Here is a 19,412-nt window from a genome sequence, read left to right on the forward strand (position 1 = left end):
ATCGGTTATTTCATAGAAATAAAATACGGGAAATGGATCGATGAAGCAATTCGATATTAATCTGGAATCACTAATAAACAGCAGCCCGGTAGTCATTTTTTTATGCGGCACAGGTAAAAACTGGCCCGTTGAACTGATAACCGAGAACATACGGCAGTTCGGCTACGAAGTAGATGACTTCATATCAGGACGCATACGGTACCTTGACATAATCCATCCCGAAGACCGGGAAGAGGTCTGTGCCGAAATCCTCAGGTGCTCTGAGGAAGGATTCCCTGAGCTAACCCAGGAGTACAGGATACTTACAGCCTCGGGACATACACACTGGGTCGAGGTAAAAGTCCTGATCCGAAGAGACGAAAAAGGACACATAAAACACTACCAGGGAACTCTCTGCGATGCCACCCAGCGAAAAGAGGCAGAAGCTTCAATGCAAAAAGCGCTTAAAAGAAATAATGAACTAAAAAACGTAATCAACAGCAGCCCTGTGATTGTGTTCCTCTGCCAACCGGAAGAGGGCTGGCCCGTGGAATTCGTATCTGAAAACGTTACGCAGATGGGTTACACAACTGAAGACTTTACCTCCGGAAAAATAAGGTATATCGACTTTGTACATCCTGACGATCGGGAATATTTCCAGGCTGAAGTGGCCAGGTTTTCCAGGGAAGGGTACACGGACTGTACCTAGGATTACAGGGTCCTGACAAAGTCAGGAGATGTGCGATATATCGATGATAGGTCCCTGATAAAAAGGGACAAGAAAGGGGAGATCACCCATTACCAGGGGATTGTCCTGGACATCACCGAACGCAAACTGGCAGAGGAACATATAAAGGGGCAGAACAAGGTCCTTGAAAAACTTGCCTCAGGAGCCCCACTTAACGAAGTACTCCTCCTCCTGGTCAGGAATGTGGAAAAGATCAGGAGCGGTTCAACATGTTCAGTCATGCTCCCCGACCGGGAGAAAAAACACCTGTTTTACTGCGTTGCCCCAGGGCTTCCTGAATTTTACAGGCAGAAGACCGACAGGCTTGAGATCGGTTTTGGCATGACTTCTGTAGGGACCGCAGCCTACCTGGGAAAAAGGATAACTTCGGACAATTTGATAGAAAACCCATACTGGACCGAGTACAGGGAGGTGGCAGCCAGAGCCGGGCTGAAAGCCTGCTGGTCCGAACCCATCATATCCTCTTCGGGGGAATTGCTCGGTGTCTTTTCCATGTACTACGGCGAAGTCCGAAAACCCGAAGAAGAGGACCTCGACTTTATGAAGACAAGCGCCCAGCTTGCAGCCATTGCGGTTGAGCAGAAACTGGCAGAAGAAACCCTGCGGGAATCCGAAAACAAGTTCAGGACCATATTCAATAATATCAACGACCAGCTCTACATCCGGGAGCCTGAAGGCAAAAGCTATCTGGACGTCAACCAGGCAGTTGTGAACAGGCTCGGATACAGTAAGGAAGAAATCCTGAAAATGGAAGCCGAAGAGATAATTCCTTCCGAGTACTGGGACTCCGTCAGGGAGAACCTGAAAAAGATCCAGAGCGAAGGGTCCCGGATTTACGAAGCAGGCGCTATCTGTAAGGACGGGACAGTTGTCCCCCTTGAAGTAAGTGCCAGGATTATTGATTACGATGGCAAGAAAACGATCCTCTCGGTTGCCAGGGACATCACAGAGCGCAAAAAAGCAGAAGCTGCACAGGTTCTGAACGCAGCCAGGCTCGAAGCCCTGGTAAAGCTTAACCAGATGACCGGTGCGTCCCTGAAAGAAATCACGGACTTTGCCCGGGAAGAAGCAGTCAGGCTCACGGGAAGCAAACTCGGGTACCTGGCATTCATGGATGCCTACGAAACAGCCCTCATAATGCACTCCTGGTCAAAGAGTGCAATGAAGGAGTGCAGCATTGAAGACAAACGTTTCATCTACCCGATTAAGACCACCGGGCTCTGGGGAGAAGCCATAAGGCAGCGAAAACCCATCATTACCAATGACTATACAGCACCCAGTTCCCTGAAGAAAGGATACCCGAAAGACCACGTACACCTGACCCGGCACCTGAACGTGCCCGTGTTTGACGGGGACAGGATAGTTGCCGTTGCGGGAGTTGGAAACAAGGACGAAAACTATGACGAATCGGACGTCCGCCAGCTAACACTGCTTATGCAGGGCATGTGGCAGCTCATCCAGAGAAAGCAACTCGAAGACGCCCTGGAAACCTACTCCGAAGACCTCTCGAAAGCCAGTGATGAACTTCGGTCTTTGAACAGGATAAAAGCGGAGTTCATGACTGAAAGCCTGCCCCCTGTGAGGCTCGACTACGGGGAACTAATTGATTTTGAAACCTGGGAAGCTATAGAGGACCAGCAGCAAAAGGCAATCGATTCGGTCATCAACAATTCGGACAGATTGAGGCATATGGTAGACTCCCTCCTCTATCTCAGCCAGGAACAGGCAGGAAAGATCGAATATTCCTTCGGGGAAGTCGAGATTAAAAAGGTCCTCTCAGATGCCTACCTCAACCTCATCCTCCTGATAGATGAAAAAGAACTGGAGATTGAAAAGGACCTGCCTGCAAGCCTGCCGCCGATCAGTGGAGACAAACAAAAACTTACCGAGCTCTTCACCACCCTGATCAGCAATGCAATCAAGTTTACACCCCACGGCGAAACCCTTGAAGTGAAAGCCGAAGAGGAAAAACAAAGCATCCATATCACGGTCAAGGACAGCGGGACCGGCATTCAGAAAAGACTTATCCCACACCTATTCAACAGGATTTACCAGGTTGAAGACTCCCTGAGCCGCAGGTATCAGGGACTTGAATTCGGGCTATATATCTGCAAGAACATTATCAGTGCCCATAACGGGGAAATCTGGGTGGAAAGTGAGGAAGGTTCGGGAACCACCATGCATGTGAGACTTCCGAAAAGAAAACCTGAACCGGAAAAAGAGGCATAACGAGAGCTATCAGTCTGCCTGAATCAATCTGTCTGAATCAGTCCGCTTGAGCGAGCAAAGCGAACGAAACGCACCGCGCACTGTTGCGATTTCATCGCAACTAAAAGAAAAATCAAAGATTTTTCTGATGCCGAGCCGCAACTCGGCTGGTGCAGCTAGGCTGGCGAAGCTAGGCAAGTGTGGTGGAGACAAAAAATTTGAAATTGAGCATAGTCGGAATTAAAAAATGTTGTAATGAAGTGGCTGGAGATTTAAGATGAAAATTGAACTATTGGGCACTCTTTTCCTCTCAGACAAGAGGAAAGATCTTCTTCTGCTGTTGATGGAGGAACCCCGGAATATTGATGAGATCAAAGATATTCTCAATGTAACCTCAAGCGCGATCATGACCCAGATCAAGATCCTCATCAGCCAGGGCCTGATCACACATGAAGACGACCTTTACAAGCTATCTGACATCGGGAAAGTGGTTGTTAAAAAAATGATACCACTCCTTAAAACCCTGGGTGTGTTCTCGGAGAACAAGGACTACTGGGAAAACCACAATATCAGCGCGATTCCACCCCATCTCCTGGACAAGATCGAGGATCTCGGGCACTGCGAATTCGTGGAACCCGACCTGGACAGGATGTATGAAACCCCAAAAAAGATAGAAGAAAAACTGGTCATCTCAGCTCATGTAATGGAAATCTCCTCCTATTTCAACCCGGCTTATCCGTCAACCTATGTGGAACTGATAAAAAAAGGCACAGATGTTTCCCTGATAATCACAAAACCCGTCTTTGAAAGATTGAAAAAGGAATACAATACAGCCCTGCAAGAATACCTGAGTCGGGAAAATGCAAAAATCTTCGTTTGCGACTGTCCTATAAGAGTTGCGTCAAGTGTGGTTACAGACCGCTTCATGGCACTCTCCCTATTTTACAAAAACGGGATTTACCATAACCATGCCATCATGAGTCTGGAGGAAAACGCCCTGAAGTGGGGAGAAGACCTCTTCCTGCATTACATGAAAAACTCAAAGGAAATAACGGAAAAGGAATTGATTGAAACAGAATTAACTGAGAAGGATTAACTAAAAAGTAATTGGCTGAAAAGGACAAACTGTAAACCTGAGTTCTCAAGATTCCATTTCAGTCCGAAAAAGGAAAACTTGCCCGCAGAATGCCGGGGGATACATGTGCTCTTACAGTGAACAGAATTACTCAGTTCCCCTGATTGAGCCCCGATCCCTCAAGCTCATATTGAGTTTACAAATCCTGCCCTTTCTCACTTAAAAAACAAACGACTATTTTTAATTCAACAAGATACGGTTTCCTCATTTCCCGATATTATTTTCCAGAATAATCTGAGTCCAGAATTGCTGATCCTTGAACGATCTGTTTTATGTATGAGATGTTTTATGAATGAGATGTTTTATGGATGAGATGTTTTATGGATGAGATGTTTTATGGATGAGATGTTTTATGGATGAGATGTTTTATGGATGAGATGTTTTATGGATGAGATGTTTTATGGATGAGATGTTTCCGGAATAACTGATCCTTGAACGAGCTATTTCCCGAATTACTGATTATTGAATAATCTGTTTCTCAGGGCATCTACTTCCAGAACCAAGGACTTTTCTACCAGGTAGGATACCCGCGTGATTCGGGAAACATATCAAATGAACACAAAATCAGAATGCATTGGCCCTTTTATCCGAGGCAAATCAGACACACTGATAAGATCAAAGGCTTTGATCAAATTAAAGTCCCCGATCAAATAGGTTAACGCCGTTAAATCGGATGAAACTACAGAATCATGAGAGTTAACAAAATCAGGGAAATTCACAAAATTGGCCATCAAGAGAGATGTTAACTACGTTAATCAAATTTCTGCGTTTATGTTATATGTATAAAAGTCAATTTATGCTTTGAAGTTAACAGCATGAAGGGATGCACCCGAAAAGTGAATCCCGATTCGAGCTACTCACTGTTAACAAGGGAATAACCGCAAAAAATGTAGGAAGCGTTTTTATGGCAGCAGACATCTTGAACCAATTAGCGGAAGCTGTCGTCGAAGGAGAAGAAGACGACGCAGAAGAACTCGCACAGAAAGCCCTCGAAATGGGCGTTGACCCCTATGAAGCAGTCATCAACGGCCTAGCAAAAGGAATGACCATTGTCAGTGACCAGTATGAGAAAGGAGAAGCCTTTGTACCCCACCTCCTGCTCGCATCCGGAGCAATGTATGCAGGCATGGACATCCTCGTCCCACACATGGTCAAAGACGGGGACTCCAAGCAGGCTGTAGGTATCATAGGAACCATCGAGGGAGACGTGCATGACATTGGTAAGAACCTTGTTAAGACCATGCTCAGTGCAAACGGGTTTGAAATGATTGACCTGGGCGCAGACGTCCCCATCGAGAAGTTTGTGGAAACCGCAAAGGAGCGCAAGGCCGACCTGATTTCCATGAGCGCTCTTATGACCACGACCATGACAAACATGGAAAAGGTCATTGAGATCCTCCAGGAAGAAGGTATCCGCGACGCCATGAAGGTCATGGTAGGAGGAGCCCCCGTCTCAGAGGAATACGCAGCAGCCATCGGCGCGGACTCCACTCACCCCGACGCCCTGCACGCAAGCGCCTGGGCAACCGAATTTGTGAAAGAACTCGGGACTGCGGATGAGCGCTGGAGTGACGAGAAGATCAACCTGGGCAAGATCAAGTACAGGGAGATCCTGGCAAAGAAAGTAGTCTCCGAGAAAGTCGACATCGGAATTGAGACTGCAAACAAGATCAAGGAAGAGTTCGAAAGTGTGGGTGTGAAGGTCAAGGAAGAAATGACCCACATCGATAGGACCGTGTCCGCAATGTCCGACAAGAAGGTTGACCGTCTGCCTGTCTACCCCCTTGCCTGCGGTGTCCTCAGAAAGTTTGCCCCTGTCACCTACAAGGAATACGCAACAAACGAAGACGCCTTTGTCGAGAGTGCATTCCTCGGGTCCAAGTACCTGGACATGGACATGTTTGTGGGGCTTATTGACCTTTCCGCAACCTCCGCGGACTTCGGATGCAAGATCAAATACCCCGAAGACGATACCCCCTCCTCCGAAGGCCACCTTAAAGACTACGATCAGCTTGAGGTCCCCGAACTCAAGGAAGGCACCCGTGGCTACGAACTTGTCATGGCTTCAAAGAAGGCAAAGGAAAAACTCAACAGTGAACTCAACACTCCCTTCGTTGGCTTCCACGAAGGCCCGCTTCTTACCCTTACCCAGCTCATGGGAGCGGACAGGGTCCTTATGGACATGAAGACCAACCCTGAAGTCGTCCTTGAAGCGGTCCAGAAGTGTACCGACTACATCTGCCAGCTTTCCGAGCTCTTCTTCGAAGAAGACGCCTGTGACGGGCTCTGTGTGGACAACCTCTGGTCCAACAACATCATCATGAGCGAGGAAGACTACTGGAAGTTTGACGGGAAGTTCGTCTATGAACAGCACGTTCCGCTCTTCAAGAAGTACAACCAGCCCTACATGATCCACAACTGTGCAGACGCGGTTCATTTCGAGACCCAGATCAGGAAGTTCGGAACATCCCTCTACAGCTACGCATACTATGAAAAGACCAGGGAAAAGGGTTCCCAGAACTACGCAGACCTCATCCCCAAGTACGGAGATATCTGCTGTATGATGGGAGAAGTCAACCCGGTTGAGTTCATGGACGGCTCCGCTGCAGGGGTCCAGAAGGTCACAGACGATACGAAGACCCTGCTCGAAAACGTACTCCCCGTACTCAAGGAGAACGGGCTCCAGTCCAAGTACGTCATGTCTACCGGCTGTGAAGTCCCACCAGGAGGCCCGCTGACCACAGTCCAGGCAATGGTGAACACCGTTAAGGAACTCGGTCCGGAACTCCAGAAGTCAATCATAGGGTGAGGTTCACCTCCCCTATTTTTCAATTTAATCCGGGAAACTGAAAAACAAAAGGCAAAACTCCTGTAATCAAATTTATCTCTGGTTTTAATGCGGCATATCACAGCCAAAGAAAACCTTTACCAAATCCCAGATAAAAAACAGAAAAACGGAAAAACAGAAAAACGGAAAAACAGAAAAACGAAAAAACGGAAAAACGAAAAAACGGAAAAACGAAAAAAATGTTTTAACCTCCAATAGGGATGAGAAATCGTTCCATTATATATCTCCAACTTCATAAAACTTTCAAATATACAGCGGAGGAATGTCGTGCAGCATCTTCCGGCAAAAAGAACAGAAAAAGGGTGGTTGCTCGCCACCCTCCTCAACCTGAAGAAAAACGGGAAAACACTGTTATGTCTTTTTTTAAAAAGGTGTTTTTATCAGTAAAAATTAAAAAGGGTTTTGCAGCCTTCGAATTAACCTGAATTTACCAATCAATCTCATAAATAAATCTCATAAATAAATCTCATAAATAAATCTCATAAATAAATCTCATAAATAAATCTCATAAATAAATCTCATAAATAAATCTCATAAATAAATCTCATAAATAAATCTCATAAATAAATTCATACGGTTTAAAAAACCAAAATAGTGGCCATAGACAATAGAGAGGAGGAATACCATGGAGCTGGGTCTGGGAATCGATACTGGAGGAACATATACCGATGCCGCAATCATGGATATGTTAAACGGGACAATAATCGAATCAAACAAGGCACTTACGACATATCCGGATTTGATAAGAGGAATAACAAATTCTATTGAAGGGTTAAACCCCGACTACCTGAAAAGCATCAAATCCGTATCAGTTTCTACCACTCTTGCCACCAATACCACACTTGAGGGAAAAGGCTACCCGGCAGGGATGATCCTTATCGGACACACCGTTCCAAAAAAACTTTCCGGCGATTACGTAATATCGATCAAAGGCGGCCACGACTCCGATGGAAATGAGAGTGCTCCCCTTGAAGACCTGGAAACAGTAAAGGAGTTTGTCCGGAAGGTAGGAAAAAGGGTAGCTGCTTTTGCCGTTTCAGGATATTTCGGGGTCAGAAACCCCGAACACGAACTGAAAGTGAAAGAAGCCATCCGGGAAATAACGGACATGCCAGTAGTCTGTGGTCACGAACTTTCCCTGAGCCTCGGGGCTTACGAAAGAGCAGTGACAGCCCTTCTGAACGCCCAGCTCATCCCCATAAGCAAGCAGTTCATCAAATCCATCCAGACCGTGATAGAAGAAAAGGGTATCAACGCCACCCTCATGATGATGAAATGCGACGGCTCTCTTGTAAGGATTGAAGAGGCCCTGCAAAAACCCGTAGAATCCATATTCTCAGGCCCTGCCGCAAGTCTTGTCGGGGCAGCCCACCTGACAGGCCTGGACACCTGCGTGACTGTGGATGTGGGAGGTACAAGTACCGATATTGCCATGATCTCGAAAGGTGTTCCCGAGATCAGCGACTCAGGTGCTAAAGTGGGCGGCTGGAAGACGATGGTGAAGGCTATCAGGATGGACACATCCGCGCTTGGCGGGGACAGCCAGGTCTGGATTAAAAGGAAGCCGTACCTGGGTCCTAACAGGGTAGTTCCTCTCTGCCTTGCAGCCGCGGAATTCCCGGTGCTGCTGGAGAAACTCGAAGCCATCGAAAAACCAAAAGAACGCCTGATGGACGAGATCATACAGCCAACAACATTTTTCTTCAGGAACGGGCCTCATTCCGAGGAGCACCTTACCGCGGAACTCGGGGAGGACGAAAAAGTAATCCTTGACCTCCTTGGAGAAGAGCCGCTTTCAGTTTATGAAATCTCGGCAAAATCCGGAAAACACCCGCTGATGTTTGCCAGCAACCTGAAGGCCCTGATCCAGAAACGCTATGTGGGCCAGGTTGGGTTTACCCCGACAGATGCCCTCCACGTACTGGGGGAATATGCCCGGTGGGATACAAGAGCCTCCTGGCTCGGGGCAAAAATTCTCGGGCCCTACCTGAAAAAGGGCCCGGAAGAGTTTTCCGCCCATATCAAGGCAGAAGTCGTAAGGAAACTTGCCCTGGAACTGGTATCCTTCTTTGCGGATGACCTGAAGAAAACGGATATTGAAAAACTGATAGGAAAAGAAGCTTACCTGAAATTCCGGGTAAAAGTCCCCGTTGTATTAGTAGGGGCTCCGGTGAGGGCCTACCTCAAAGACCTTAACGAGATTATTGACGCAGACATCCGGATCCCCGCATACCACGAAGTTGGAAATGCCGTGGGAGCCCTCGCAGGCAAAGTAATCCACAGGACAGAAGTCCTGATCCGCCCCCTTGCCGCAGGAAATGCCGGGTACACGGTGTTCTCCGAACTTGGGAGAGATATCTTCGAAGAGTACGGACATGCCCTGGACTACGGCCTTGAACTCAGCCAGAAACTAGTTTCGGAGTACATGGGCGGATACGGCTTAGAAATGGAAAACGTCGAGTATGACCTGAAACGAAACGATGTGGGAAGCGCTGGAAAAGCCCCGCTGGAAACCCGCCTGATCGGGATCGGAGTAGGATCAAACGGAAAACTTGCATAAAAATTGTAAAATAAAAATACAGGTCAAAAATTAAAGGTTAAGAAGCAGGTCAAGACCGATCAACACAATCAGGGGAAAAAAACATGGCAAGCGAACTGAAAACGTCTAACGGTACTAATCCGGAAAGCCGGGACGGAATGGCAAACCTGGCAAGGACAATAAGAGACAAGATCCTCATCAACGAACCGGTAAAAGAAGAAGGGCTTATCGACCAGCTAGAAAGGGCTGCAAAGGAAATCGACGAGCTTCTGGCATCATCCCTGGGTCCTAAAGGGATGAACAAGATGGTAGTAAACCCGGTGAACGACGTATTCATAACAAACGACGGGAAGGTCATCCTCAAGGAAATGGACGTCCTCCACCCGATCGTAACTACCCTCAAAAAGCTTGCGGAATCCATGGACAAGGCCTGCGGGGACGGAACTAAAACCGCAGTGATCCTGGCAAGCAACCTGATTAAAAACGCAATTGAGCTGATAAGAGCCGGAGTCCACCCCACTATTATAATAGAAGGCTATGAACTTGCCCTGCAAAAAGCCTATGAAATGCTCCGGTACAGCATAAGGCAGGCAGGAGAAGAGGATGTCAGGACCACGATTACATGCTCTGCCACAGGGAAAGGAGTGGAGAGAAAGCAGGCGGAAGAGATTACGGACGTCGTACTGGGAGTTATCGCCCACCTGAGCGAGACGCAGAAAGGCCGCCTCGACCTCAACCGGAACGTGAAGGTCCTGAAGAAGGTGGGAGGGCCGGAGATGGTGGCCCTGGAAGGCCTGATAATGGACGAAAACCCGGCAAGGACGGATATGCCAAAGGACTTTGAAAACCCCTCGGTGCTCCTGATCAATTACGACCTCAAGATTAAAAGCGGATACCTCAACCCCCAGCACAACCTGAGAATGGATTCCGTGCAGACAGCCCTTATGTTTGAGGAAAGAAAGAAGGAGATGTGCAGGGAGCTTGCGGGAAAAATAATCAATTCGGGCGCAAACGTCCTCTTTTGCGAGGGAGATATAGACCCCTATATCGAGACCCTGCTTCGAGACAGCAAGATACTGGCTTTCAAGAAACTGAAAATGAAAGACCTGGAAAAGCTTTCTGAAGCCACGGGTACGACCCTGATGAGCAAGAATGACGAGATTCTGCCCCGGCACCTCGGTAAAGCCGACAGGATTAAGCTTGAAAAACGAAACAGGGAAAACTTCGTATTCATAACCGTGAAGGGAAAACCGATTTCCACGATCCTGATATGGGACCCGACAAGGTACGGGCTGGACAAGGTGGAAGAAGCAGTGGATGACGCCCTTAACAATGCTGCTTTCCTCATAAAAAACAGGGAGATAGTAAACGGCGGAGGCGCAATTGAGTTTGAACTGGCCCACATGATCAGGATATTTGCGGCAACACAGACAGGAAAGAAACAGCTGGCTATCCTGGCATACGCCGGAGCCCTGGAAAAGGTTCCGGAAACCCTGGCAAGAAATGCGGGAATGAAAACCATCGATGCGATGGTGGAGATGAGAAACGCCTACGCCAGAGGAGTGGAGGCAAGGATAGATATCTCAAGGAAAGTTACGGATAAGGGGCCGAAAGTCTACGATTCGGCAACGATCAAGAAACTTGCCCTGATATCGGCAACAGAAACCGCAAGAAACGTCCTCAGGATTGACGAGATAATCCCAAAAGCCTGAATGAAAGCTGAGTAATCAGAAAAAATTGAAAAAATCAATCACGCTGATGACAATGCCTTAAATACCTCTCTCCAGGGCATTGTTCATCTATTCCCAAAATAGTGAGTTAGACCTGCAACGCCTTCTCAGGAGAGGTACATTTTGCCATTTTAATGTGCTTTTCCTGGAAGAAAGAAAGTCTACAGCCCCAAAATGCCCCGGAACGTCCGGTCCTGGACCAAAGCCCCCGGAATAGATACAGCATTACTCCATTCCGGGCACTCCATTTTACCAGGATTGGAAACAGTATAGAAAATTCCGGGAAATCCCCGGGACCGGAGATACCCTGCCACCTCGAACACCGGGTAGAAAACGGGGCGCCGAACCTCAAAAAGTTCAGGGATGGATGCACTGCCTTCAAGCAGGACAATTTCCGCTTGCAAGAGGGCCGTATCACAAAGCCCGGGACACATTTAGACGAAACTGTAGTGCCCCTTCTGTCATCATTTATAGGGCAGGACCGGGGGCGCTGCGGGATAAACGGACACCTGCACCACAGCAAGAGAAAAGACGAAAAGCAGAAAATCAAAGTTGCGCTGGCGCACCCCGCAACAAGTTGGCGGGGTATTTGACTGAAATGAATCACGCTGATGACAATGCCTTAAATCCCCATCTCTATGGGCATTGTTCATCTATCCCCCAAGAAGTGAGTAATAGACCTGCAATGCCATCTCCCGGGACTGTAAATGTTTGCCATTTTTATGCGCAGTCCCGGGAGGTAAACGGCCTATACACCCATAAAAGCCCCGGAAAGCTAGATCCTGGACCTTGTTTGCCATTTCAATGGTCTATAACGGATCGGTAAAACGGAGGCCCTATAAGAGGAAATGATGCCCCATCGTTTTTTACATCCAGTCTCCACTGGGGCATCAGGACCTTACCATGGATTCAAGATAGAGACACCTGCCTCAAAACCGGCTTTTCAATTTTGTCGAGCGCAGGGTCAGTAGCCAAAAAATACCTGAAGAAATACACAGGATCGAGAATACCCACAGTTCCAACATAGGGAAGATTAGGGAGAATATAAATATTTTTGGATTGAAAAATTATAAAAATGGTTTTGTATGTAATAAACTCTCAAAGAGGATTTTCACACACGTGAACTGTGCAAATTCCAAAGGATTTCAAGGGAAGTTAGAAATATGGACCTTTTGCTCAAATCCCTGACAGGTAAAGATGTGGACAAATTACCTGTACTCCCTGCAGATCTAACAGGCACTTCGAAACTTATACAGAGAGCAGGCCTTCCGGATAGAAAAAAGGTATTATAAGTTTCCCTTGAGACCTGAAAAATAAAACAAATTTATTCGTGGAAATGGAGAGAGGAAAAACATGAAAAAAATAGGTGTTTCTTCCCAATTGTGTGAGTATACAAGGAAAATAAGTGGAAAGATCAAATGGGATAAAAGCTCTGTGGAACGTCAGGTTCCATATGCAACCTTAAACATTTGCAATATAGAAAAAAGACTTTCTGTTGAGGTCCCGGAGTTGAATTTCTGGAGTTGCCCCCAGGCAAAGGGTCAGAAGTTGATATTATGAGCGGGATTGTAGATTTGATCTTTTATTCTGAAAAAAGGAAAGAAATTCTTATATTGCTTGCTGAGAGCCCAAAAAGCGCCGACGAAATCAAAAACGGACTTTGTGGCGACACACTTTCAATAACTCCACAGCTAAAAAAGCTGAAGGACATGGACATTATTGTCCAGCACGAAGATACCTTCGAACTCACGGATATAGGGAAAATAATTGTTAAAAAAATGCTGCCTCTAACCGAACTCTTCCAGGCCTTTGAGGACAACAACGATTACTGGTCAAAGCACGACCGAAGGCCAATCCCCGAGCACCTGATAAATAAAATGCACATGCTTGGGAAATGCAAAGTGGATGAGCCTGACCTTGGTCACCTTTTCGAATTCCCGAACGAGCTGAAAGAAATAGTATTCAGATCCACAAGGCTCAGAGTGTTTTACTCGTTCTTTTGCCCTGAATCTCCTGCAATTCAGGAAACCTGCGCAAAAAAAGGGACAAAAATGGACCTGATTATGGATGAAAAAGTATACAGCAGATTAAAAAACGACTTTGAGGACACATACAGGACCCTTCTTGAAAATAATGTTCCACTCTACGTTTACAAAGGAGAAACAAAACCCTCTTCATTTATGGTCACCGATGAGTTTATAACCCTGAAACTCTTTAGAAAAAAAGGAGAGTTTGACCACCGAAGGTTAATGAGTTTCAACAAAAGTGCCATTGAATGGGGAGACGAGCTGGCGGATTACTACATCGGACTCTCGGAGAAAGTAAATTAAAGTGAAAACTGCAACATATCCTGCTGTAACCAGCGGTGTATTTTTTGCACCGCTGGAATAAATTCAAAACCATAAAGGTTTTAATCTTGTTTTTTAATCTTGTTTTTTAATCCTGCTTTTCAATCCTGCTTTTCAATCCTGCTTTTTTGATACACCGTCCAGTAAATATTGAATCAACGTGCCCTGAACAATACCCTCAAATATTTCAAGAGGGAAAATTTTTGAAGGCACATATTTTGACTGGGTCCCATTATCCAGGAAGGAATCTTTTTTTGCCTCCATTCCTAAAAGGCACACTTTCCTATTTGATCTAAATTCCCGAAAGGTATTCTTTCCTATTTGACCCAGGTTCCCAAAAGAGGAAGATCTGAAAACATGGAGATACCCGCAAAAGAGAAAAGTTGAAAAAAGAATGTCACAGAAAATATTTAATATAATATAAAAAACCGCGTCGGCTATGCTATATATTATTGAAGGCTACTAATTGAATGGTTACTACCATAGCAAAAAGGTGAACATCAGGAAGCCGGAAAAACAGTTATTTTCAGACCAATCCGATGAAAGATCATCTATTCAGGGAAGCAACGGTTGGATGGGCATCAAGAGCTCTATGGAAAAATTAAGGGGCAGGGATTTCTGAACTGACCCTTACCTGCAGCATTATATGGAAAAAGGAATGCCGTGACCTGGCACACCTAATCTTGAAAAAAGGAGATTTTCAATGGCAAAAGAAGACATTTTAAACGGTTTAGCGGACGCTGTAGTTGAAGGCGACGACGACATTGCAGAAGAATTTGCACAAAAAGCCCTTGATGAGGAAGTTGATGCATACGAAGCAATTGTCGACGGGCTTGCAAAGGGTATGAAGATCATCAGTGACATGTACGAGAAGGGAGAAGCATTCGTGCCAAGCCTTCTGCTCGCAGCTGACGCAATGTATGCCGGAATGGACATCCTCACTCCCTACATCAACGCAGACACAAGCGCTGAGCCCAAGAACGTTATCATCGGTACCGTCGAAGGGGACGTGCACGACATCGGAAAGAACCTTGTTAAGACCATGATGACAGCAGCAGGTTTCAACATGATCGACCTCGGCTGCGACGTGCCTCTCGACAAGTTCGCAGAAGTTGCAAAGGAAAAAAGGGCAACCGGTATCTCCATGAGCACACTCATGACCACCACCATGGGCGGCATGGAAACAGTTATCGAGCAGCTCCAGGAGGTAGGTATCAGAGACTCCCTCGTAGTTATGATAGGTGGCGCACCTGTTTCCAGAGACTTCGCAGACTCGATCGGCGCAGACGGCACAGCCCTTGACGCCAGCGCAGCAGTCGAAACCATGACCTCCCTTGCAAGCGAACTTCCTGCCGATTCCTGGAGCGACTCCTCAATCGCAGAAAGCAAGATGAAGTACAAGGAAATCCTGGCCCAGAAAGGAACAAAAGAAAATATAGACATCGGTCTTATAACCGCCGAAAAGGTCATAGCAGAGTTCGAATCTGTCGTGCCCAAGTTCAACGAAACCATGACCAAGATTGAGAGGTTCTCCGCATCCTTCGAAGACAAGAAGGTCGACAGGCTTCCGATCGCAACTCTTGCCTGCGGTGTATCCAGAAAGTTCGTGCCCTGTTCTTACAAGGAGTACTCGACAAGTGCAGAGAAGTACGCAGAAAGTGCCTTCACAGGTATCAAATACTTTAACATGGACACTTTCGTCGGGCTGACCGATCTTTGTGTGGATGCAGCCGACTTCGGCGCAGAGATAAGGTACCCCGAAGAAGACACCCCTGCAGCAATCGGCCACCTTGAAGACTACGAGAAACTCGAAGTCCCCGAAATCAAGGAAGGAACCCGGGCTTACAACCTCATCCAGGGTAACAAGCTCGCAACCGAGAAGGCCCACTCCATCGATGCCCCCATGACCGCCCTGATCGAAGGCCCGATGGTCGCCCTGACCCAGATTATGGGAGCAACCCGCGTGCTTTCCGATCTCAGGACCAACCCGGATGTCGTCCTCAAGGCCCTTGACAAGACAGCTACCTACGTTGAAGAGATCATGAAGGGCATGTTCGAAGAAGCCCAGCCAGACAACCTCTGTATGGTAACCCTCTGGACCAACAACGTCATCCTCAGCGCTGACGAATACATGAAGTCCGAAGGTCAGATCATGCAGAACAGGGTTGCTCCGCTCTACAAGCAGTACAACAAGCCAACGGTCATCCACAACTGTTCCGACGCCCCGCACTGGGACCTCATCAGCAAGTGGGACACCAAATACTACAGCTACACCTTCTATCCGGATGAAGTCAACAAGGGATCCAAGGACCACAAGCACCTGATCTCCACCTACGGCAAGGACACAATGTTCGCCGGGGAAGTCAGTCCGATCCTTTTCCTCGACAACTCCCCAGAAGGCATCGAGAAAATGAAAGCAGACACCGTGAACCTCCAGGAGAGCGTCCTCACCGCCCTCAAGGAAAACGGCATGCAGTCCAAGTATGCGATTGCAACCGGCTGTGAAGTGCCGCCAGGAGCACCCTGTGACGCTATCACTGCCCAGACCTACACTGTAGCAGAGAAGGGACCGGAAATCTACAAGAAGATCATCGGATAAAACGGGAGAAAAGTCGCTTCCTGAAAAACAAGCAAGCTTCGACTTTTTTGAGAAAGGATGGGATTTTTTCCCCCCTTTCTTATTTATTCTGAAAATGATTCAGGTTCCCGCCTTTTTCTGCACAGATATATGCTCCAAAAAAAGTACATGTAAACTCTAAAAACGAATTGAAAAACGAATTGAAAATATAACAAGCTGAAAAAAGCATTCAGCTGTTTGTAGAAAATGGCGAAGAACCTTTTTTGATTAATTTAGGAAAGAGGTGAAACTGGATGAAATCCCAGAGAAAACCTGAACCTGAAGAAAAACAAATCTACACGATTCCTGCAAGCTTTCCTGCTGCTTATGAACAGGAGCCGAGCCACTCATCTAAGAGGACTTTCTTCCGGTATTCTGATATTGAAGCGGATCCTGTGAACTATGAACTAACTCAGGATTTCGCATGCACTGCATACTCATTTCCTGTGAATTCAGGTCTGCCTTTTGAAACTGGCCTTACAATGGAAGAACCTTACGCTTATCTCGGAAGCATTCAGAAACATTCCGAATCCACAGGCATCCAGGGACCGGAAAGAAAAAAGAAACCTGCGGCTAAAAAACAGATAGCTGATCATGCGTTTACAGACGCTTCTCAGGAAGGGAAGTACGCCCTGACACCATAAAAAATTGAAAATTCCAAATGCTGGCAAGAACCTCTATCATAAAACTTCCGATAAAACGCCGGTAAACAAATCCAACAGACCTCTTTCAATAAGAAAACAAAAGAGTCCAGAAAAAACTCCGTAAAACATCAGGACGGAAACTTCCAGGGAAAGCTCTCAAAAGATCAGGAACTTCCAGGGAAAGCTCTCAAAAGATCAGGATTCAAAGCAACGCTGTCTTGGGGAAAAACATGGCAAGCGAACTAAAAACACCTGAAGGAACCGATCTTGAAAGCCGGGACGGAATGGCAAACCTGGCAAGGACCATAAGAGACAAGATCCTCATCAACGAGCCGGTAAAAGAAGACGGGCTTATCGACCAGCTCGAAAGGGCTGCAACGGAAATAGACGAACTTCTGGCATCATCCCTGGGCCCGAAAGGGATGAACAAGATGGTAGTAAATCCGGTGAACGACGTGTTCATAACAAACGACGGGAAAGTGATCTTAAAGGAAATGGACGTCCTCCACCCGATCGTAACTACCCTGAAAAAGCTTGCTGAATCAATGGACAAAGCCTGCGGGGACGGGACGAAAACAGCGGTGATCCTGGCAAGCAACCTGATTAAAAACGCAATTGGGCTGATAAGAGCGGGAGTACACCCCACAATTATCATAGAAGGCTACGAACTTGCCCTGCAAAAAGCCTATGAGATGCTCCGGTACAACATAAGGCAGGCAGGGGAAGAGGACGTCAGGACAACGATTGCGTGCTCAGCCACCGGAAAAGGGGTGGAGAGAAAGCAGGCGGAGGAGATTACGGACGTCGTACAGGGAGTTATAGCCCACCTGAGCGAGACGCAGAAAGGCCGCCTCGACCTCAACCGGAACGTGAAGGTCCTGAAGAAGATGGGAGGGCCGGGGATGGTGGCCCTGGAAGGCCTGATAATGGACGAAAACCCGGCAAGGACGGATATGCCAAGGGACTTTGAAGAACCCTCGGTGCTCATTATCAATTACGACCTCAAGATTAAAAGCGGATACCTCAACCCACAGCATAACCTGAGAATGGACTCTGTCCAAACGGCTCTCCTTTTTGAGGAGAGAAAGAAGGAGATGTGCAGGGAGCTTGCGGGAAAAATAATCAATTCGGGCGCAAACGTCCTCTTTTGCGAGGGAGATATAGACCCCTATATCGAGACCCTGCTTCGGGACAGCAAGATACTGGCTTTCAAGAAACTGAAAATGAAAGACCTGGAAAAGCTTTCGGAAGCCACGGGTACGACCCTGATGAGCAAGAATGACGAGATCCTGCCCCAGCACCTCGGTAAAGCCGACAGGATTAAGCTTGAAAAACGAAACAGGGAGAACTTCGTCTTCATAACCGTGAAGGGAAAACCGATTTCCACGATCCTGATATGGGACCCGACAAGGTACGGGCTGGACAAGGTGGAAGAAGCAGTGGATGACGCCCTTAACAATGCTGCTTTCCTCATAAAAAACAGGGAGATAGTAAACGGCGGAGGCGCAATTGAGTTTGAACTGGCCCACATGGTCAGGATATTTGCGGCAACACAGACAGGAAAGAAACAGCTGGCTATCCTGGCATACGCCGGAGCCCTGGAAAAGGTCCCGGAAACCCTGGCAAGAAATGCGGGAATGAAAACCATCGATGCGATGGTGGAGATGAGAAACGCCTACGCCAGAGGAGTGGAGGCAAGGATAGATATCTCAAGGAAAGTTACGGATAAGGGGCCGAAAGTCTACGATTCGGCAACGATCAAGAAACTTGCCCTGATCTCGGCAACAGAGACCGCAAGAAACGTCCTCAGGATTGACGAGATAATCCCAAAAGCCTGAACGAAAGCTTAAGTAATCAGAAAAAATTAAAGAAATCAATCACGCTGATGACAATGCCTTAAATCCCTCTCTCTATGGGCATTGTTCATCTATCCCTCAATGGAAATAAGACCTGCAACACCTTACACGGAAAGGTACAAATTTGCCATTTCAAGGTACCTGCCGGGAAAAGGACAGTCTATATCCACAAAGTGCCTCAAAACCAAGCGAGTAAACCATGGCTTTGCCATTTTGCCAGGAAATGCCAGCCGGGAAATGAGGCAAAAAAAGTTCGGTGCCCAGAGCCGCATACCTCCAGGCCCCACATGGGCACCTGAGCCTTAAAAATCAGGAAAATAGACCTCAATGGAACCTTTTTGCCATTTAAAAGGAGGAAGAGTGTCTAAAACCCTGAAAAACTCTTTTTTGAACCAGCAGTGCTCTTTAGCCCTATCTACAGGCAAAAGGAGCACTGCATGAAAAATTGGTGGAGGAATCAGGAGATATTTTTAAGAACTACACCCCGATTATTATAATGAAAATTAAAAAATTATTTTTTTGCAATAGAACAGAGAAAAATCTAAAACCTAAAAAATAATAAACTCTGTTTTTGGAATTCAATTTTTGTATACTTTTTTTCATCCGCTGCCGGGATCATCCTGCGATGTGAGGCTCTAAAAAAGAGGAGATCTGAAAAGTCAAAGGTCCTCAAAAAAGTACATCCCTCAAAAAATAAGGCCCCTTGAAAAATCAAAGCCTTATGCAAAATCAAAGCCATATGTGAAATCAAAGTCCCTCA

14 protein-coding genes are annotated in these 19,412 nt (G+C 46.8%); 13 read left to right on the forward strand and 1 reads right to left on the reverse strand.

The window, feature by feature from the left end:
• Positions 1-40: 40 nt before the first annotated feature.
• From MSMTP_RS18655 to MSMTP_RS14230, 9 genes are all read left to right on the forward strand, one after another.
• On the forward strand, positions 41-688 hold the full coding sequence (locus tag MSMTP_RS18655; protein WP_082090634.1) for a PAS domain-containing protein: 648 nt from the start codon (positions 41-43) through the stop codon (positions 686-688).
• Between the two features lie 30 nt (positions 689-718).
• Positions 719-2,956, forward strand: coding sequence for a GAF domain-containing protein (locus MSMTP_RS14190; RefSeq protein WP_082090635.1), 2,238 nt, complete (start codon positions 719-721; stop codon positions 2,954-2,956).
• 256 nt (positions 2,957-3,212) lie between these two features.
• Positions 3,213-4,031, forward strand: a complete 819-nt coding sequence (locus tag MSMTP_RS14195; protein WP_048180682.1) for a winged helix-turn-helix domain-containing protein — start codon at positions 3,213-3,215, stop codon at positions 4,029-4,031.
• Positions 4,032-4,974: 943 nt separating this feature from the next.
• Entirely contained in the window at positions 4,975-6,879 is a 1,905-nt protein-coding gene (locus tag MSMTP_RS14200; RefSeq protein ID WP_048180685.1) for a methyltransferase cognate corrinoid protein, read from the forward strand.
• A 664-nt stretch (positions 6,880-7,543) separates the two neighbouring features.
• On the forward strand, positions 7,544-9,478 hold the full coding sequence (locus MSMTP_RS14210) for a hydantoinase/oxoprolinase family protein (protein WP_048180691.1): 1,935 nt from the start codon (positions 7,544-7,546) through the stop codon (positions 9,476-9,478).
• Positions 9,479-9,561: 83 nt separating this feature from the next.
• The gene (locus MSMTP_RS14215) at positions 9,562-11,169 is read left to right on the forward strand and encodes a TCP-1/cpn60 chaperonin family protein (RefSeq protein WP_231582800.1); all 1,608 of its coding nucleotides are present in this window, start codon (positions 9,562-9,564) and stop codon (positions 11,167-11,169) included.
• A gap of 152 nt (positions 11,170-11,321) precedes the next feature.
• Complete coding sequence (locus MSMTP_RS14220) at positions 11,322-11,780, forward strand: hypothetical protein (RefSeq protein ID WP_048180693.1); 459 nt, start codon at positions 11,322-11,324, stop codon at positions 11,778-11,780.
• Between the two features lie 760 nt (positions 11,781-12,540).
• Positions 12,541-12,747: a hypothetical protein gene (locus MSMTP_RS14225; RefSeq protein WP_048180695.1), complete on the forward strand. Its 207-nt coding sequence runs from the start codon at positions 12,541-12,543 to the stop codon at positions 12,745-12,747.
• The gene (locus tag MSMTP_RS14230; RefSeq protein ID WP_048180697.1) at positions 12,744-13,517 is read left to right on the forward strand and encodes a winged helix-turn-helix domain-containing protein; all 774 of its coding nucleotides are present in this window, start codon (positions 12,744-12,746) and stop codon (positions 13,515-13,517) included. The genes MSMTP_RS14225 and MSMTP_RS14230 overlap by 4 nt, the downstream gene beginning before the upstream one ends.
• 132 nt (positions 13,518-13,649) lie before the next feature.
• Here MSMTP_RS14230 and MSMTP_RS19430 read toward each other — a convergent pair whose 3' ends face one another.
• On the reverse strand, positions 13,650-13,799 hold the full coding sequence (locus MSMTP_RS19430; RefSeq protein WP_156153846.1) for a hypothetical protein: 150 nt from the start codon (positions 13,797-13,799) through the stop codon (positions 13,650-13,652).
• Positions 13,800-14,001: 202 nt separating this feature from the next.
• On the opposite strand from MSMTP_RS19430, the gene MSMTP_RS19435 reads away from it, so the two are divergent.
• From MSMTP_RS19435 to MSMTP_RS14245, 4 genes are all read left to right on the forward strand, one after another.
• Positions 14,002-14,157, forward strand: coding sequence for a hypothetical protein (locus MSMTP_RS19435; RefSeq protein WP_156153847.1), 156 nt, complete (start codon positions 14,002-14,004; stop codon positions 14,155-14,157).
• 81 nt (positions 14,158-14,238) lie between these two features.
• On the forward strand, positions 14,239-16,134 hold the full coding sequence (locus MSMTP_RS14235; RefSeq protein ID WP_048180700.1) for a uroporphyrinogen decarboxylase family protein: 1,896 nt from the start codon (positions 14,239-14,241) through the stop codon (positions 16,132-16,134).
• Between the two features lie 272 nt (positions 16,135-16,406).
• Positions 16,407-16,796 carry a hypothetical protein gene (locus MSMTP_RS14240; RefSeq protein WP_048180703.1) on the forward strand — a complete coding sequence of 130 codons (390 nt, stop codon included), beginning with the start codon at positions 16,407-16,409 and terminating at the stop codon, positions 16,794-16,796.
• 230 nt (positions 16,797-17,026) lie between these two features.
• The gene (locus tag MSMTP_RS14245; RefSeq protein ID WP_048180705.1) at positions 17,027-18,634 is read left to right on the forward strand and encodes a TCP-1/cpn60 chaperonin family protein; all 1,608 of its coding nucleotides are present in this window, start codon (positions 17,027-17,029) and stop codon (positions 18,632-18,634) included.
• Positions 18,635-19,412: the final 778 nt, after the last annotated feature.

Source organism: Methanosarcina sp. MTP4, assembly GCF_000970045.1.
Taxonomy (GTDB): Archaea; Halobacteriota; Methanosarcinia; order Methanosarcinales; family Methanosarcinaceae; genus MTP4.

Excerpts from the sequence above, each read along its gene's own strand:
- MSMTP_RS14220 (WP_048180693.1), top strand. The coding sequence starts at position 11,322 with ATGTGCTTTTCCTGGAAGAAAGAAAGTCTACAGCCCCAAAATGCCCCG.
- MSMTP_RS14215 (WP_231582800.1), top strand. The coding sequence starts at position 9,562 with ATGGCAAGCGAACTGAAAACGTCTAACGGTACTAATCCGGAAAGCCGG.
- MSMTP_RS14195 (WP_048180682.1), top strand. The coding sequence starts at position 3,213 with ATGAAAATTGAACTATTGGGCACTCTTTTCCTCTCAGACAAGAGGAAA.
- MSMTP_RS18655 (WP_082090634.1), top strand. The coding sequence starts at position 41 with ATGAAGCAATTCGATATTAATCTGGAATCACTAATAAACAGCAGCCCG.
- MSMTP_RS14240 (WP_048180703.1), top strand. The coding sequence starts at position 16,407 with ATGAAATCCCAGAGAAAACCTGAACCTGAAGAAAAACAAATCTACACG.
- MSMTP_RS14245 (WP_048180705.1), top strand. The coding sequence starts at position 17,027 with ATGGCAAGCGAACTAAAAACACCTGAAGGAACCGATCTTGAAAGCCGG.
- MSMTP_RS14225 (WP_048180695.1), top strand. The coding sequence starts at position 12,541 with ATGAAAAAAATAGGTGTTTCTTCCCAATTGTGTGAGTATACAAGGAAA.
- MSMTP_RS14210 (WP_048180691.1), top strand. The coding sequence starts at position 7,544 with ATGGAGCTGGGTCTGGGAATCGATACTGGAGGAACATATACCGATGCC.
- MSMTP_RS19430 (WP_156153846.1), bottom strand. The coding sequence starts at position 13,799 with ATGGAGGCAAAAAAAGATTCCTTCCTGGATAATGGGACCCAGTCAAAA.
- MSMTP_RS14235 (WP_048180700.1), top strand. The coding sequence starts at position 14,239 with ATGGCAAAAGAAGACATTTTAAACGGTTTAGCGGACGCTGTAGTTGAA.
- MSMTP_RS14230 (WP_048180697.1), top strand. The coding sequence starts at position 12,744 with ATGAGCGGGATTGTAGATTTGATCTTTTATTCTGAAAAAAGGAAAGAA.
- MSMTP_RS14200 (WP_048180685.1), top strand. The coding sequence starts at position 4,975 with ATGGCAGCAGACATCTTGAACCAATTAGCGGAAGCTGTCGTCGAAGGA.